This window comes from Achromobacter piechaudii NBRC 102461 (genome assembly GCF_001571245.1).
In the GTDB taxonomy this organism is placed as follows: domain Bacteria; phylum Pseudomonadota; class Gammaproteobacteria; order Burkholderiales; family Burkholderiaceae_B; genus Achromobacter; species Achromobacter piechaudii.
In genome coordinates, this window is the sequence record NZ_BCTK01000001.1 from 99,489 (window position 1) to 115,973 (window position 16,485).

Genomic DNA, 16,485 nt, shown 5'->3' on the forward strand with positions numbered 1-16,485 from the left:
GCTTACAAAGCTTGACACTGCCGGCTCGCCCCGCGCCCCTTTGCGTATCCGTCATCTGATACAGTTTTCGGTTGTTATTTTTTGTGGAAGATCCCATGGAAGACGCCTTGAACGAATTTAACGCCTGGGCCCCCAGGCTGGTGGATATGGGCATCAATCTGCTGGTTGCCCTGCTGATCCTGATCGTAGGCTGGTGGGTGTCGTCGTTGCTGGGTAGTTGGGTGCGGCGCGCGGCAACCCGATCCAGCAAGATCGATCCGACGATCGTGCCGATGTTCTACAGCACGGTCGTGTGGGCAGTGCGCATTTTCACGGTGATCGCAGTGCTGGCGCGCTTTGGCGTGCAGACGGCCAGCCTGATCGCGGTGCTGGGCGCCGCCGGCCTGGCCGTGGGTCTGGCGCTGCAAGGCACGCTGCAAAACATCGCTGCGGGCATCATGCTGCTGATCCTGCGCCCCATTCGCGCGGGCGAATACGTGGCGCTCAGTTCCGGCGCGGACGGCACGGTCGAGGAAGTCGGCCTGTTCCTGACGCGGCTGGTGCAGGGCGATGGCATCCACCTGACCTTGCCCAACAGCACGGTGTGGAACGCCACCATCACCAACTACAGCCGCAACAAGACGCGCCGTCTGGATATCCCGGTGCCGGTGCGCTATGGCGACAATCTGGAAGAGGTGTTGAGCAAGCTGAAGGAAATCGTCGCCGCCCGGCCGGATGCGCTGAAGGATCCGGAACCCCAGGTCAAGGTGTTCGAGTACAAGGAAAGCGGCGTGATCGTGAACGTGCGCGTCTGGGCCGAATCCAGCAAGTACTGGGAACTGCGCTGGGGCCTGTACCAGCAGATTCGCACGTCGCTTGAAGCGGCCGGCTTCCAGCCGCCGATCCCGCTGCGCGAAATCCAGAACCCCAAGACGGCGGGCAAGGCCGACGCCGCCGCCTGAGGGCTTGCAGCAGTCTGTAATGCAACACGGGCGCCTTCGGGCGCCCGTGTTGCGTTCCGCCTCGGCAGCGCGCAGGGCGGCCGGCGGATGAGGAGCGGGCGCTCAGGCCTGCATGACCAGGCGCGCCAGTTCCGACTTGATCCAGCCAGCGATCTCGCGTTGTCGCTGGGCCGGCATGCGGTCGATGATGGCCGTGACGCTGACGGCCAGCAGCGGCGCGCCGTGCGAATCCAGCAACGCGCAACCCACGCCCAGCGCGCCGCGCACGGCGTGGTTGCCCACGACCGAGTAGCCGCGCGCTCGCGTGTTTTCGATCAGCCGGTACATTTCCTGCGGCGTCATGCCGCCGTACTCATCCAGCCGGCCGGAATTGCGGTCGACGATGCCGCGCGCAATGTCGTCGGGCAGCGCGGCCAGCAGCGCCATGCCGCCCGAGCCCACGCCCAGGGGCTGGCGCTTGCCGGCATAGGTGGCCAGGATCTGAACGGGATAGCTGCCGATCTCGCGATGCAGGCTGATGGAATCGTCGTCGTCGCGCACCACCAGGAAGACGGCATCGCCCGTGCGGTCGGCCAGGCGGCGCAGCACCGGCAGCAACTGACGCACGCGCGGGTCGCGCGAGCGGGTGTCCGGGTCCACCGCCAACTGCGCGCGGTATTTCTTGGTGCCCGTGACGGGCAGCACCAGGCCGGCGTCCAGCAGGGCGGCCAGCAGGCGATAGATGGTGGGGCGCTGTATGCCCGTCAGCCGGGCGATATCAGTCACGCTGAGGCCGTCGGGTCCTTGGTCGCGCAGGGCGGCCAGCACGGCCAGTCCCCGCCGCAAAGTGCGTGGGCCTGCGGCCGCGGCATCACTGTCTTGCATGCAAATCTCTGAAAACTAGGGGTTATCGCGGAACGGTCAAGGGAAAACCATTGTCCGTAGCGTGGACTCTACCTTGATGCAACCGTCGTGTATAGCTCAGAATGCGTCATCAAATAATTCGAATCGTCCACCTAATGGACAGTACCTGCACGGAGACACTATGACTACAGGTCAAAAGCCTGGACTGCGGCGTTTTGCCGCCACCCTTCTGGCTACCGCCGCAAGCGCATTCGCGATGGGTTCCGCCCATGCTGCTTATCCCGACAAACCTGTCCGCATCGTGGTCGGTTTTTCCGCCGGTGGCACCACCGACGTGATCGCCCGCATCATGGCCAAGGAACTGACCGAGTCCCTGGGCCAATCGTTCGTGGTCGAAAACAAGCCGGGCGCCGGCAGCAACATCGCCACCGACCAGGTGCAGCGCGCTGCACCGGACGGCTACACGCTGCTGTTCGTGGCCGTGACCAGCGCCATCAACCAGACGCTGTACAAGAACGTCACGTTCGATCTGACCCGCGATTTTGCGCCTGTGGCACTGGGCGCCAAGGTGCCCAACATCCTGGTCGTGAACCCGCAAGTGCCGGTCAAGTCGGTCCAGGAATTGGTCGATTACGCCAAGAAGAATCCTGGCAAGCTGGCATTCGCCTCGTCGGGTAGCGGCACGTCCATCCACATGGCGGGCGAGCTGTTCAAGATGAAGGCCGGTATCGACGTGCTGCACGTGCCCTACAAGGGCAGCGCGCCGGCCATGACCGATCTGATCGGCGGCCAGGTGCAGTTCATGTTCGACAACATGCCCTCGGCATGGCCGCACGCCCAATCGGGCAAGCTGCGCGCCCTGGCCGTCACCACCAGCGAGCGCTCCAAGAGCGCGCCGGACCTGCCCACGATGCAGGAATCGGGCTTCGCCGGCTTCGACGTATCGTCGTGGTTCGGTCTGTTGGCCCCGGCCGGCACGCCGCCGGAAGTGATCAACAAACTGAACGCCGCCATGCAGCAGGCGCTGGACAAGGCCTCCGTGCAGACCAGCTATGAAAAGCTGGGCGCCGTGGGCGTGAAGACCACGCCGGCCGAGTTCGGTGCGTTCATCAAGTCGGAAGTCGATGGCTGGGCGCCGGTGGTCAAGGCATCGGGCGCCAAGGTGGACTGATCGCGCAACTTCCCGGCGATCGTTCGCCGGGTCGCGGATCTGAAATAGGGATGGGCTTGGCGCCCGTCCCTATTTTTTTGCGCCGCCGTTGCGCCGGGCGGTCGCCAGCATCGCGGTGCAGACGCCGCGCATCATGTCGACTTCGTCGCGCGTCAGCGCAGGGCGCGAGAACAGATGGCGCATGCGCGGCATCAGCTTCTTGGGGTGCGCCGGGTCCAGGAACTGCACGCCGATCAGCGCTTCTTCCCAATGTGCCAGGAACGCCTGCACCGCTTCGCCCGAAGCCGGCTCCGCGCCGCGTGACGGCTCTTGTGCGGTCGAGGCCGGCAACAGCGCCGCGCCTTGTTCCACCAGCAATGCGTAGCGCAACTCCCAGGCGGCCAGCTGCAACGCCTGGGCCACGTTCAGCGAGCTGTATTCGGGGTTGGCGGGTATGTGGCAGATGCGATGGCACAGGGCGATCTGCGCGTTGGTCAGCCCGGCGCGTTCGGTGCCCAGCACGACGGCGGCGACGCCCTCGGCCGTGCCGGCCAGATGCTCCCGCGCCAGGTCCGCCGCCTGGCGGATGTCGCAGGGCGGAGGGCCCAGGTCGCGCACCCGCGCGGTCAGCGCGAACGCCATGGTCACGGGCGCCAGCGCTTCTTCCAGCGACGGATAGATGCGTGCGTTTTCCAGCACGTCCAGCGCGCCGCTGGCCAGGGCGATGGCCTCGGGCTGGGTTGTTACATCTGGAAATTTAGGCTCGACCAGCACCAGTTCGGAGAAGCCCATCGTCTTGATTGCGCGGGCCGCCGAACCCACGTTTCCGGGGTGGCTGGGGTTCACCATAATGAAGCGAACACGTGAAAATGCTTGAGTCATTTAAAATGGCGCGTTTGGCTTCGCGCCTTCCTGGTTTTTTGGGTCGATTTCCCCGTTGGGGCGTCGATGGATCCGGGGGGCGGCAAGTGGCCTATCATCACGCGAACCCACCGCATACGTACGGAATTTTATGCACCCGATGCTCAACATCGCCATCAAGGCGGCCCGGCGTGCCGGCACCATTATCAACCGTGCCAGCATGGATTTGGAACGACTCAGCGTGGCTCGCAAGGGGCCGCGCGATTATGTCACGGAAGTCGATCGCGCCGCCGAGGAGTCCATCGTCGAAACGCTGCATGCCGCTTACCCGGACCATGCCGTGCTGGGCGAGGAATTCGGGCTGCAAGGTCCCGACCAGGCCGAGTTCCAGTGGATCGTCGATCCCCTGGACGGCACGACGAACTTCATCCACGGCCTGCCCAACTACGCCGTCTCGATCGCTCTGACCCAGCGCGGCCAAGTCACGCAGGCGGTCATCTATGACCCGTCGCGCAACGAACTGTTCACGGCCAGCCGTGGCAGCGGCACCTTCCTGAACGACCGCCGCGTGCGCGTCTCGGGCCGCACCCGCTACCACGAAGCACTGCTGGGCGCGCACTGGCCCAACGCCGGCGATCCCGAACAGGGTTCGCAGCGTTTCCGCCATATGGCTGAAAACGTCACCGGCGTGCGCCGTCTGGGCTCGACGGTGCTGGACCTGGCCTATGTCGCCAGCGGCCGTCTGGACGGCTTCTGCGGCGTCGGCCTCAAGGCCTGGGATCTGGCCGCCGGCAGCCTGATGGTGCTGGAAGCCGGTGGCCTGATCGCCGACTTCGACGGCGAGCAAGGCTGGATGGACAGCGGCAACGTGCTGGCCGCCAGCCCGAAGATCTTCACGCAAATGCTGACGTCGCTGAACCCGCCGTCCGCCGCCTGATAGCAAGCGCCGTCAAGGCGACGCAAAGACCGGCCTTCGGGCCGGTTTTTTTTCGCGCCGAGGCGTTCGCGCAAGTCCTGCGCATGGCGCAAAGCCAATGGCCATCAGGCAAACGGAGGGTCGCGTGTCACCGGCATGTCACGAATTTTCCATGTACGATTACCGGTCGCGTAACTTCTGGAGCTCCTGATGGAGTGGCTGCTAGACCCCGCAGCGTGGGTCGGCTTGCTTACCCTGGTCGTCCTTGAGATCGTCCTGGGCATTGATAACCTGATATTCATCGCCATCCTGGCGGACAAACTTCCCCCCGCGCAGCGCGACCGCGCGCGCATCATGGGGTTGAGCCTGGCCCTCATCATGCGGCTTGGCCTGTTGTCCGTCATGTCGTGGCTGGTCACCTTGACCACCCCCTTGTTCTCGGTCGGCCCCGTCTCGCCTTCGGGCCGCGACCTGATCCTGATGGTGGGCGGCCTGTTCCTGCTGTTCAAGGGCACGATGGAGCTGCACGAACGCCTGGAAGGCGGCCAGCACGCGGGCTCTTCCGGGCCGCGCGTGTACGCCAGCTTCTGGGTCATCGTGACGCAGATCGTGGTGCTGGACGCTGTGTTCTCGCTGGACTCCGTCATCACGGCCGTGGGCATGGTGGACCATCTGGCCATCATGATGATCGCCGTCGTCATCGCCATCGGCATCATGCTGCTGGCCTCCAAGCCGCTGACCCGCTTCGTCAACGCGCACCCCACCGTGGTGGTGCTGTGTCTGGGCTTTTTGCTGATGATCGGCTTTTCGCTGCTGGCTGAAGCCTTCGGCTTCAAGGTGCCCAAGGGCTACCTGTACGCCGCCATCGGATTCTCGGTAGCCATCGAAGCGCTGAACCAGGTCGCGCGCCGCAACCTGCTCAAGCTGGACGCGCGCCGCCCGATGCGTGAACGCACCGCGTCGGCCGTGCTGCGCATGCTGGGCAAGCGCCCGCCCACCAGCGACGAAGCCGACCTGCCCAACGCCGACGGCCCGGCCATGCCCGCCTTCGGCGTCGAGGAACGCAATATGGTCAGCGGCGTGCTGACGCTGGCCGAGCGCTCCATCCGGTCGATCATGACGCCGCGCACGGACGTGTCCTGGGTCAATATCGACGACGACCCCGAACTGATCCGCCGCCAGCTGACCGAGGCCCCGCACAGCTTTTTCCCGGTCTGCCGGGGCTCGCTGGACGAGGTGCTGGGCATCGCGCGCGCCAAGGATCTGGTCGCCGACCTGATCACCGAAGGCCGCGTGCGCCGCAACCGGCTGCGCGACCCGATCATCGTGCACGAGTCGATCGGCATCCTGCGCCTGATGGACACCCTCAAGCGTTCGCGCGGCCAACTGGTGCTGGTGGCCGATGAGTTCGGCGCCATCGAAGGGCTGGTCACGCCGATCGACGTGTTCGAAGCCATCGCCGGTGAATTTCCCGACGAAGACGAACTGCCCGACATCGTGGCCGACGGCGACAACACCTGGAAGATCGACGGCGCGGCCGACCTGCACCACGTCGAACAGGTGCTGGAAACCGAAGGCCTGGTCGATGAAGCCCAGGACTTCTCCACGCTGGCAGGCTACCTGCTGTCGCGCTTTGGCCATCTGCCCAAGCCCGGCGATGTGTGTGAATACGAAGCCCATCATCAGCATTTCCGCTTCGAGGTGCTGGAGATGGATGGCCGCCGGATCGCGCTGGTGCGCGTTGAAAAGCGGCCGCAGGAAATGCTGTCGGACGAAGCCCCGCTGGCCAACGATTAACCGGAACCCCTACCTATCGTGACTGACAACGCGCTCTATCTGATCAAGGCTTTCATACTCGGCATTCTGGAAGGGCTGACCGAGTTCATTCCCGTATCCAGCACCGGCCACCTGATCCTGGTGGGCGACTGGATCAACTTCCAGTCCGGCGACGGCAAGGTGTTCGAGGTCGTCATCCAGCTGGGTTCGATCCTGGCGGTGATGTGGGTGTTCCGGGCGCGGCTGCTCCAGCTGATCCGGGGCACGCTGACCGGCGTTCCCAGCGAGGTCGCTTTCGCCCGCAACCTGATCATCGCGTTCCTGCCCGCCGCCGTCATCGGCGCCATCTTCATCAAGACGATCAAGTCGGTGTTCTATCACCCCGGCGTGGTGGTGGTGACGCTGGTGCTGGGCGGGCTGATCATGCTGTATGTCGAGCGCAAGACCCATCACACACCGGGCGACGCACCGGGCGCCGCGGATGACACGGCTTCGGATGAGCGCGCGTCCGCGCACACGCTGGAGCAGATCACTTGGAAGCAGGCGCTGGGCGTGGGCGTGGCGCAGTGCTTCGCCATGATCCCGGGCACGTCGCGTTCGGGCGCCACCATCATCGGCGGCATGATCGCCGGCATCCAGCGCAAGACGGCGACCGAGTTTTCGTTCTTCCTGGCCATGCCGACGATGCTGGGCGCCGCCGTGTTCGACATGTACAAGAACTTCGGCGCGCTGACCCAGCACGATCTGTCCGGCATCGCCGTGGGCTTCATCGCGGCGTTCCTCAGTGCAATGGTGGTCGTGCGCGCGGTGCTGCGCTTCGTCGCCAATCACACGTACCGGGTGTTTGCCTGGTATCGCATCGTGTTCGGCGCGGTGGTCGCGGCGTGGATCTTCACGCGCTAAGTCCTTGTCGTGCATGAATAAAAAATGGCCTCGCGATAGCGAGGCCATTTTGTTGGGCGGGCGGATTGCCTGCGGGCGTCTCAGGCTTCTGTTTCCAGGTCGTAGAACGCCAGGCCGTCGCGGTCGATCGTCAGCCAGCCGCCGCGCGGGGGCGACACGTGGTCGCAATCCCAGTCGGGCAGCACCCAGCGTTCGCGCTTCTTGCCATCGACGTCCAGCACGTGGCGGGCCGGGCGATGGGTGTGGCCATGCACCAGCACGGGCACGCCGCTTTCGCGGAAGGACGCCTCGATGGCCTGGGCATTGACGTCCATGATTTCCATGGATTTCGTCTGGTTGGCCGCCTGGCTTTCGCCGCGCGCCTGCTGCGCCATGGCCAGCCGCTCAGGGATGGTCTTGGCCAGGAACTCGGCCTGCCATTGCGGGTTGCGGACCATCTGGCGGAACTGCTGATACGCGGCGTCGTCCGTACAGAACTCGTCGCCGTGCGTCAGCAGGACCGGGCCGGCGTCCGTTTCCAGCAGGGCCGGCTCGGGCAAGAGCTTGGCGCCCACGGCATTGGCCAGTTCTTCCCCGATGAGGAAGTCGCGGTTGCCACGGCCCAGCCATACCGGGATGTGCGCGGCGGTCTCGCGCAGCGCCGTCAGCACCGTGGCGAGCCACGGCGGCGCCGCGCGGATGACGTCATCGCCAATCCACGCGTCAAAGATGTCGCCCGGCAACAGCAGCGCGGCGGCTTCCTGCCGCGCGGCTTCCAGAAACGCCAGGAATGCCTCGGAGGTGGCCGGCGTGGCCGGCCCCAGGTGCAGGTCGGACGCCAGCCAGATCGGGCCGGGCAGGGCAATCTTATTCAAGAATTTCGGCCTTCTCGATGATCACGTCTTCGTTGGGGACGTTCTGGTGGAAGCCCTTGTTGCCGGTCTTCACGCCCTTGATCTTCTCGACCACGTCGGTGCCTTCGGTGATCGTGCCGAACACGGCGTAGCCCCAGCCGTTCGGCGTGGGCGACGTGAAGTTCAGGAAGTCATTGTTGGACACGTTGATGAAGAACTGCGCGGTGGCCGAGTGCGGGTCGCTGGTGCGGGCCATCGCCAGGGTGTACTTGTCGTTCTTCAAGCCGTTGTTGGCTTCGTTTTCGATGGGAGCATGCGTTTGCTTCTGCTTCATGCCGGGTTCGAAACCGCCGCCCTGGATCATGAAGCCATCGATCACGCGATGGAACACCGTGCCGTTGTAGAAGCCTTCCTTCACGTAGGTCAGGAAGTTTTCGACGGTCTTGGGCGCCTTGGCGGCATCCAGGGTGATGACCATATCGCCTTGGTTCGTAACAAGCTTGACGCGCGGGTTGGTGCTCATGGCTTTTGTGCCTTCAGAAGTAGTGGTGGTGGATGAGGCCGCTGGGGCGGCGCTGACAAGCGCTGGGGCAAATGCGGCCAGCGCGAACGAGCACGCCGTCAGGCGCAGCAGGTGGAAGGGGGAGTAACGGGACATCATTTGCCTTGTTTATCCTTCAGCATGGTTTCGACTTCGCGGGCCTTTTCCTGCATGCCCGGCACGCCATCGCTGGCGGCCTTCTTATAGGTACGCATAGCCTGCAGAAGTTGCAGATCGCCCAGGTTGGCTCGGGCGGCGGCATAGCCGGGATCAGCGCGTAAGGCCATTTGCAGGGCGTCTTGCGCTTTTTCAAGTTCTCCACGGCTGGCATATAGAGCGGCCAGGTTGTTCCAAGGTTCCGGCAGCTCCGGGAAACGCGTGGTCATTTCGGTGTAGAGGTCGATGGCTTCGCCCGTGCGCTTCAAGGCCGCCAGCGCGCGCGCGTGCTGGAACATCAGTTGCACGTCGGTGCCGCGCTGGTCCTTGATTTCGGCTTCGCGCTTTTCGATCATCGCCAGCGCTTCTTCGTTGTCGCCACGGTTCAGCAGCGTTTCGATGCGGGTGGTGATCTGCGAGGCCGACGGCGTCAGCCGTGTGTCGACGCCGGGCTTTGCCGCTTCCAGCAGTTTGGCCAGGCTGTCCCAGCCGCCTTCGGGCGGGATGGGATCCAGGGTGGTGCGCGTGGCGTTGGGGCTGGCTCCGCCGCCGCCAGCCATCGACTGGGCAAGGGCGCTACCCGCCGGCAAGCCGGCAAGGGCCAGCGCGAGCAGGGCGACACAAAAACGCGGCTTGATCGTCACGTGGGTATCCGTTAAAAGTCGAGGCCGGGCAGCACTTACGCGTGCGACCGGGCCGCTTGCTATACTTGACGACCGCCATTTTAGCCCCGGTTGCGTTTTTGTTTCGGCCAATAGCCCTGAAGGGTTATAGAACCGGAAGCCGCGGGCTGAAAGAGAGGCTGAAACTGCGGCTGAAACCGCGTGGCTGAAACGCCGGCTGCCATGGCAACTTGGGTTGCAAGGGCAGCTGGGACGGCAACAGCGTGGGCAACAGCGGTAGCAATGCCGGCGACAAGTGGGCCGCCGGACAAGCCCGGTGGCAAGCCGCCGCGTGACGCCGTACAGGCCGAAGCGCAAGGTGGCGGTGGGCGGCACGCTGCGCGGGTATCGTCCCGCGCAAGCAACTTTTTCCGATTCCGCCTCGGAAAGCAATTAGACGAATTCATAAGCGCCATGCTGCAAATCTACAACACGTTATCGCGTACCAAAGAACCGTTCAAACCGGCCCAGGCTGGTCAGGTGCGCATGTACGTGTGTGGCATGACGGTGTACGACTTCTGCCACCTGGGCCATGCCCGCATGCTGGTCTCGTTCGACGTCGTGCAGCGCTGGCTGCGGGCCAGCGGTCTGGCCGTCGACTACGTGCGCAACATCACCGACATCGATGACAAGATCATCCGCCGCGCCGTCGAAACCGGCCGCCGCATCGGTGACGTGACCGACTTCTACATCGCCGCCATGCATGCGGACGAGCAGGCGCTGGGTGTCGAATCGCCCGACCGCGAGCCGCGCGCCACGCAATACGTGGGCGAGATGCTGGACATCATCGGCAAGTTGGAACAGAACGGCTTGGCCTATCAGGCCGATGACGGCGACGTGAACTACGCCGTGCGCGGCTTTCCCGGCTACGGCAAGCTCTCGGGCAAGACCCTGGACGACCTGCGCGCCGGCGAACGCGTCGCGGTGGGCTCGTCCAAGCGCGACCCGCTGGACTTCGTGCTGTGGAAGTCGGCCAAGGCCGACGAACCCGCCGACACCAAGTGGGAATCGCCCTACGGCATGGGCCGCCCGGGCTGGCACATCGAATGCTCGGCCATGAGCAAATCGCTGCTGGGCCTGCCGCTGGATATCCACGGCGGCGGTCCCGACCTGAAGTTCCCGCACCACGAAAACGAAATCGCGCAGACCGAAGGCGCGTTCGGCGGCACGCTGGCCAATATCTGGATGCATTGCGGCCCGCTCATGGTCGATTCGGACAAGATGTCCAAGTCGCTGGGCAACTTCCGCACCATCCGCCAGACCATTGCGCTGGGCGAACCCGCGGCGGACGACGCCAACTACCGCGTCAACCCGCGCGAAGCCGAAATGGTGCGCTTCTTCATCGTGCGCAATCACTATCGCAGCTCGCAGAACTACACGCCCGACAACCTGGTCGATGCGCAGAACGCACTGGATCGCCTGTACCAGGCCTTGCAGAACGTGCCCGCCGACGACCAGGGCATCGACTGGAACGAGCCGCAGGCCCAGGCCTTCAAGGCGGCCATGGACGACGACTTCAACAGCTCGGGCGCCGTGGCGGCCTTGTTCGAACTGGCCTCTGAAGCCAATCGAAGCAAGAGCGCGCGCGCGGCCGGCCAGTTGAAGGCGCTGGCCGCGGTGCTGGGCTTGTTGCAACAGGATCCGGCTGCGTACTTCCAGTCGCCCACCCGCTATTCGGCAGCCGCCATCGAGCAGGGCCAGCGCGCCACGCTCGACGCGGCCGCCATTCAGACCCTGATCGACGCGCGCGCGGCCGCCAAGGCGGCTCGTGATTTCGCCGAAGCCGACCGCATCCGCGCCGAATTGCGCGATGCCGGGATCGAACTCGACGACAAGCCGGGTGGCTTGACGCAATGGCGACGGGCGTGAGCCCAGTGGATACGCCTGATATGTCCACCGCCGATCTCGACATTCCCAAGCCTGAGTATTGGGAAGCTGCCGTCGCCCATCTGATGCGGCGCGACCGCATCCTGAAAAAGGTCATCCCCCAGCATCCCGAAGTGTGGCTGACGTCGCGCGGCACGCCGTTCGTGACGCTGGCGCGCGCCATCATCGGGCAGCAGGTGTCTGCCAAGGCGGCCGATGCCGCCTGGACCAAATTCATCGAAGCCGTCGGCAAGCGCCCCACGCCCGTGGCCGTGCTGCGCGTCGGCGTCGATGGCTTGCGCAAGGCCGGCTTGTCGCAGCGCAAGGCCGAATATGTGCTTGACCTTGCCGTCCACTTCGGCGAACGTCGCGTCCACCCTGAAAAATGGGCGGCCATGGACGACGAAGCCGTTATTTCTGAGTTGGTCGCCATCCGGGGCATTGGGCGCTGGACGGCGGAGATGTTTTTGATTTTCAATCTACAGCGGCCTGACGTCCTGCCGCTGGATGATCCAGGGTTGCTCAAGGCAATCTCGCTCCACTATTTCAGTGGCGAGCCTGTCTCGCGCTTCGAGGCTCGCGAAGTCTCGCTGGCGTGGCAGCCCTGGCGTACCGTGGCGACCTGGTATCTATGGCGCAGTCTGGAACCGACACCGGTCCAGTACTGATGCACACCAGACAGCCCATCTACGGAACCACACTACATGCGCAATACATTTCTGGAATTTGAACAGCCGCTGGCCGAACTTGAAAACAAGATCGAACAGCTGCGCTATGTGCAGGCCGATTCTGCGGTAGACATCTCCGATGAGATCGGACGTCTACAGCAAAAGAGCCAGACCTTGGCCAAGGAGATCTACGCCAAGCTCACGCCGTGGCAGACGGCGCTTGTCGCCCGCCACCCCCAGCGTCCCTACACGCTGGACTACGTGCGCGAAATGTTCACCGATTTCCATGAACTGCACGGCGACCGCATGTACGCCGACGACCAGTCCATCATTGGTGGCCTGGCGCGCTTCAACGGTACGCCCTGCATGGTGATCGGGCATCAGAAGGGCCGCGACACCAAGGAACGCGCCGCGCGCAATTTCGGCATGCCGCGTCCCGAGGGCTATCGCAAGGCGCTGCGCCTGATGCGCCTGGCTGAAAAATTCGGCATCCCCGTGTTCACCTTTGTGGACACCCCGGGCGCCTATCCCGGCATCGGCGCTGAAGAGCGCGGCCAATCCGAAGCCATCGGCCACAACCTGTACGCCATGGCCGAGCTCAAGGTCCCCGTGATCTGCACGATCATCGGTGAGGGCGGCTCGGGCGGCGCGCTGGCGATTGCCGTGGGCAACGCCGTGCTGATGCTGCAATACGCCACCTACGCGGTGATTTCCCCCGAAGGCTGCGCGTCCATCCTGTGGCGCAGCGCCGACAAAGCGCCGGAAGCCGCCGAGGCCCTGGCCATCATCGCCCCGCGCCTGAAAGACCTGGGCCTGGTTGACCGCGTGGTCAACGAGCCGGTCGGCGGCGCGCATCGCGACCCGCGCGTCATGGCGCGCCTCTTGCGCCGCGCGCTGGCGGACGCCCTGCGCCAACTGCAAGGCATGACGCCCGAGCAGCTGGTCGAGCAGCGCGTGCAACGCCTGCTGTCCTACGGCGCCTATCAGGAAGTGCGCGCCTGACCCGGCAAGGGCGCTGGCCGCGATAGCCAACGCCCACGCCGCGCTGCCCGCGCTCCCCATCATGACCGCGCAGCACCCCACACCCGACACGCCCGACGCGTCCTCCCAGGACGGGTCGGGCGTGTCGCATTGCGCGCCCGCCGCGCTGCCGACCTCGCCGCCGCTCGTGGCTGCGCTGTCGGCCGCGTTGCGGCGCGCGCTGCCGGCCTTGCCGACGCGCCCGGTCCGCATCGCGGTGGCCCTGAGCGGCGGGGCCGACTCGGCCATGCTGGCCGTGCACGCGGCGGCGGTCGCGCGCGAGCTGGGCGTCGAGCTGTCGCTTTTGCACGTGCATCACGGCTTGCAGGACGCGGCGGATGAATGGGAACGGCAGGTGCATGCGCTGGGCGCGCTGCTGACGCTGCCGGTGCGGCAGGCACGCGTGCAAGTCGAACACGCGACGGGCAAGGGCATCGAGGCCGCCGCGCGCGACGCCCGCTACGCGGCGCTGGCACGGCTGGCGCAAGACGACGGGGCAAGCCTCGTGCTGCTTGCGCATCACCGCGACGACCAGGCTGAAACCGTCCTGCTGCGGCTGCTGCGCGGCGCGGGGGTGCTGGGCATGGCCGCGATGTCCGAGGTGGCGCAGCGCGATGGCATCACGTATCTGCGCCCGTGGCTGGGGCAGGACCGCGCGACGATCCTTGCGGCCGCGGACGCCGTGCGGCAAGCGTCGGGTTGGCAAGCCGTGCAGGACCCCACCAACGCGGACCCGCGCTACACGCGCGCCGCCGTGCGCGAATTGCTGGCGCCCGTGCTGGATGGACGATGGCCCGGCTGGCGCGCGATCGTCGCGCGGCATGCGGCGCATATGGCCGAAGCCGTGCAGATCCTGGACGAAGTGGCGCGCGAAGATTTCGCGCGGCTGGAACCCAGCGCGGATGGCGTCAGCTTTTCATTGAAGGCGTGGCGAGAGCTTTCGCCCGCGCGCCAGGCGCAGGTGCTGCGCTTCTGGCTGCACCTGAACGGCGCGCGCATGCCCACGGATGCGCGCCTGCGCGATCTGCTGCGCCAACTGCGCGAGCTGCACAGCCTGGGCCATGACCGGCAGTTGCGGGTCGTGCAGGCCGGCCACGTCGTGCGCTGCCATCGCGGCCGCGTCTGGGTCGAACCGCAGGGATGAAAACCGGCGTTCTGGAAAGAATCCTCGAAAAATTCGCCGCGCAATGAACAGAAATTTCCTCGGATGAGCAAATTTTTACCGTCGCGCTAGAATATATGGTTTTGCCCGTCACCACTTTGCGGCGGGTTTCCAGCCAGAGTACGAGATGTCCCTGATCGTTCACAAATATGGCGGTACTTCGATGGGCTCGGTCGAGCGCATCCGAAACGTGGCGCGTCGCGTCGCGAAGTGGCACGCCGCCGGCCACCAGGTTGTAGTTGTGCCGTCGGCGATGGCGGGCGAAACGAATCGCCTGCTTGGTCTGGCGCGCGAAATTGCGCCTCAGCCCGACCCCCGCGAACTCGATATGATCGCCGCCACCGGCGAGCAGGCCAGCAGCGGTTTGCTGGCTATTGCGTTGCAGGCCGAAGGCGTGCCGGCGCGCAGTTATGCCGGTTGGCAGGTGCCTGTGCGCACCGATTCGTCCTTCACCAAAGCGCGCATCAGCTCGATTGACGACGCCCGCATCCGCGGCGACCTCGACGCGGGCCGCGTGGTGATCGTGACCGGCTTCCAGGGCATCGACCCCGAAGGCCACATCACGACGCTGGGCCGTGGTGGTTCGGATACCTCGGCCGTGGCCGTGGCTGCCGCCATCAAGGCCGACGAATGCCTGATCTACACCGATGTGGACGGCGTCTACACGACCGATCCGCGCGTGGTGCCCGAAGCGCGCCGCATGGCCGTCGTTTCCTTCGAGGAAATGCTGGAAATGGCCTCGCTGGGTTCCAAGGTGCTGCAGATCCGCTCGGTGGAATTCGCCGGCAAATACCGTGTACCGGTCCGGGTCCTGTCCTCGCTGACCGACCCGCTCATTCCGCTCGACGAAGAAATGGTCTCGGGCACGCTGATTACTTTTGAGGAAGACGAAAAAATGGAAGCCGCCGTTGTCTCCGGCATCGCCTTCAGCCGCGACGAAGCCAAAATCACCTTGCTGGCGGTCCCCGACAAACCGGGTATCGCTTTCTCCATCCTGGGTCCGGTCGCCGCCGCCAATATCGACGTCGACATGATCGTGCAGAACCAGTCCGTGGCAGGCACCACCGACTTCTCGTTCACCGTGAACCGCAACGAGTTCGCCCGTGCCGTCGACCTGCTCAAGCGCGAAGTCATTCCCGCCGTGGGCGCGCGTGAGCTGTCCACCGACGAGAAGGTCGCCAAGGTCTCGATCGTCGGCATCGGCATGCGCTCGCACGTGGGCGTGGCCAGCTTGATGTTCCAGACGCTTTCGCAAGAAGGCATCAACATCCAGATGATCAGCACCAGCGAAATCAAGACGTCGGTCATCATCGACGACAAGTACATGGAATTGGGCGTGCGCGCGCTGCACAAGGCCTTCGGCCTGGACCAGGCGCCGGCTGCCAAGGAATAAAGTTGACGGGTCTGGCACTTTTTTTGATTGATGGCCCCGGTTGCGGGCAAAGACCAAAAAATTCGTGCTAGAATCTCGTTCTCTTTTCGGAGACGTGCCCGAGAGGCTGAAGGGGCTCCCCTGCTAAGGGAGTATGTGGCTAAAAACTGCATCGTGGGTTCGAATCCCACCGTCTCCGCCAAATACAGATACCGCGTTAAACCGCGATGTCTTAAAACCCGCAGAAGCTAACGCTCTGCGGGTTTTTCATTTGTGCTCGCCAAACAGGCTTCTACTTCCGCGCGCGTAGTACTCACGCCCCGGTTAATGCGTCCACGCATATTGACCAAGCGCGCACCGAGTATTTCCAATTCAAGTGAAGCGCTGGGCACCGCAATCACCGAATATGCACTGGTTGCCTTGAGCGCCGCGTTTCACTCTCTGCGCGAGCTTGCCTGGAATCTGCATTGGAATGGTGGCAATACGGGTATACGTGATTATCCTTATCCCCGGAAAAGACTATTCCACCTCCGGAATATTTGGCAAAATTAAATCCCGGTCATTTTCTCGCGGAAGCCATGAGCAAACACAGATTTGCCTTGAGCGGGCTAGGCTGCGCGTGTCGGGCGCATTGGCGTCCCTTTCTTCTTGGGCTTCTTATTGCGCTGACTGCGTTAGCATCCTGTATTTTGTATTTCCACGGCTCGGAGCGTGCCGAACGAGCCGCGCTCGCTATTGGAGGCACCTTAATAGGAATGCTGATCGTTGCTTTTTTTGTTTGTCGGCGCTGAACCGATCTGCGCTCCGGACAATAA

Annotated in this window: 15 protein-coding genes and 1 tRNA gene; 11 read left to right on the top strand and 5 right to left on the bottom strand. The window is 64.5% G+C overall.

Annotated features, from left to right (window positions below; genetic code table 11):
• Nucleotides 1-95 precede the first annotated feature (95 nt).
• The gene (locus tag API01S_RS00575; RefSeq protein WP_006220653.1) at nucleotides 96-941 is read left to right on the top strand and encodes a mechanosensitive ion channel family protein; all 846 of its coding nucleotides are present in this window, start codon (nucleotides 96-98) and stop codon (nucleotides 939-941) included.
• A 102-nt stretch (nucleotides 942-1,043) separates the two neighbouring features.
• On the opposite strand, the gene API01S_RS00580 is transcribed toward API01S_RS00575, so the two are convergent.
• The gene (locus API01S_RS00580; RefSeq protein WP_050729894.1) at nucleotides 1,044-1,805 is read right to left on the bottom strand and encodes an IclR family transcriptional regulator; all 762 of its coding nucleotides are present in this window, start codon (nucleotides 1,803-1,805) and stop codon (nucleotides 1,044-1,046) included.
• 160 nt (nucleotides 1,806-1,965) lie between these two features.
• On the opposite strand from API01S_RS00580, the gene API01S_RS00585 reads away from it, so the two are divergent.
• A complete protein-coding gene (locus tag API01S_RS00585; protein ID WP_006220650.1) occupies nucleotides 1,966-2,955 on the top strand; it encodes a Bug family tripartite tricarboxylate transporter substrate binding protein in 990 nt (329 codons plus the stop codon).
• Nucleotides 2,956-3,024: 69 nt separating this feature from the next.
• Here API01S_RS00585 and API01S_RS00590 read toward each other — a convergent pair whose 3' ends face one another.
• Nucleotides 3,025-3,816: an RNA methyltransferase gene (locus API01S_RS00590; RefSeq protein ID WP_085947669.1), complete on the bottom strand. Its 792-nt coding sequence runs from the start codon at nucleotides 3,814-3,816 to the stop codon at nucleotides 3,025-3,027.
• A 130-nt stretch (nucleotides 3,817-3,946) separates the two neighbouring features.
• Here API01S_RS00590 and API01S_RS00595 point away from each other — a divergent pair, with 130 nt between their 5' ends.
• From API01S_RS00595 to API01S_RS00605, 3 genes are all read left to right on the top strand, one after another.
• Entirely contained in the window at nucleotides 3,947-4,732 is a 786-nt protein-coding gene (locus tag API01S_RS00595) for an inositol monophosphatase family protein (protein WP_006220648.1), read from the top strand.
• A gap of 189 nt (nucleotides 4,733-4,921) precedes the next feature.
• On the top strand, nucleotides 4,922-6,508 hold the full coding sequence (locus tag API01S_RS00600) for a TerC family protein (protein WP_006220647.1): 1,587 nt from the start codon (nucleotides 4,922-4,924) through the stop codon (nucleotides 6,506-6,508).
• An 18-nt stretch (nucleotides 6,509-6,526) separates the two neighbouring features.
• Nucleotides 6,527-7,390, top strand: coding sequence for an undecaprenyl-diphosphate phosphatase (locus tag API01S_RS00605; protein WP_006220646.1), 864 nt, complete (start codon nucleotides 6,527-6,529; stop codon nucleotides 7,388-7,390).
• 80 nt (nucleotides 7,391-7,470) lie between these two features.
• Here the strand turns inward: API01S_RS00605 and API01S_RS00610 are convergent, their stop codons facing one another.
• The 3 genes from API01S_RS00610 to API01S_RS00620 all read right to left on the bottom strand — a co-directional run bounded on the left by API01S_RS00610 (nucleotide 7,471) and on the right by API01S_RS00620 (nucleotide 9,564).
• A complete protein-coding gene (locus API01S_RS00610; protein ID WP_061302628.1) occupies nucleotides 7,471-8,244 on the bottom strand; it encodes a UDP-2,3-diacylglucosamine diphosphatase in 774 nt (257 codons plus the stop codon).
• The gene (locus tag API01S_RS00615) at nucleotides 8,237-8,746 is read right to left on the bottom strand and encodes a peptidylprolyl isomerase (protein ID WP_006225507.1); all 510 of its coding nucleotides are present in this window, start codon (nucleotides 8,744-8,746) and stop codon (nucleotides 8,237-8,239) included. The genes API01S_RS00610 and API01S_RS00615 overlap by 8 nt, the downstream gene beginning before the upstream one ends.
• A gap of 134 nt (nucleotides 8,747-8,880) precedes the next feature.
• A complete protein-coding gene (locus API01S_RS00620) occupies nucleotides 8,881-9,564 on the bottom strand; it encodes a tetratricopeptide repeat protein (protein WP_006220643.1) in 684 nt (227 codons plus the stop codon).
• Between the two features lie 432 nt (nucleotides 9,565-9,996).
• Here API01S_RS00620 and cysS point away from each other — a divergent pair, with 432 nt between their 5' ends.
• The 6 genes from cysS to API01S_RS00650 all read left to right on the top strand — a co-directional run bounded on the left by cysS (nucleotide 9,997) and on the right by API01S_RS00650 (nucleotide 15,872).
• Nucleotides 9,997-11,451: a cysteine--tRNA ligase gene (gene cysS, locus API01S_RS00625; RefSeq protein WP_061302630.1), complete on the top strand. Its 1,455-nt coding sequence runs from the start codon at nucleotides 9,997-9,999 to the stop codon at nucleotides 11,449-11,451.
• A 20-nt stretch (nucleotides 11,452-11,471) separates the two neighbouring features.
• A complete protein-coding gene (locus tag API01S_RS00630) occupies nucleotides 11,472-12,116 on the top strand; it encodes a DNA-3-methyladenine glycosylase family protein (RefSeq protein ID WP_039883398.1) in 645 nt (214 codons plus the stop codon).
• 36 nt (nucleotides 12,117-12,152) lie between these two features.
• Nucleotides 12,153-13,118 carry an acetyl-CoA carboxylase carboxyltransferase subunit alpha gene (locus API01S_RS00635; protein ID WP_006220640.1) on the top strand — a complete coding sequence of 322 codons (966 nt, stop codon included), beginning with the start codon at nucleotides 12,153-12,155 and terminating at the stop codon, nucleotides 13,116-13,118.
• 187 nt (nucleotides 13,119-13,305) lie between these two features.
• A complete protein-coding gene (gene tilS, locus API01S_RS00640) occupies nucleotides 13,306-14,280 on the top strand; it encodes a tRNA lysidine(34) synthetase TilS (RefSeq protein WP_254598536.1) in 975 nt (324 codons plus the stop codon).
• A gap of 145 nt (nucleotides 14,281-14,425) precedes the next feature.
• A complete protein-coding gene (locus API01S_RS00645; RefSeq protein WP_006220637.1) occupies nucleotides 14,426-15,691 on the top strand; it encodes an aspartate kinase in 1,266 nt (421 codons plus the stop codon).
• 88 nt (nucleotides 15,692-15,779) lie between these two features.
• A tRNA-Ser gene (locus API01S_RS00650) sits at nucleotides 15,780-15,872 on the top strand.
• The last annotated feature ends 613 nt before the right edge of the window (nucleotides 15,873-16,485 follow it).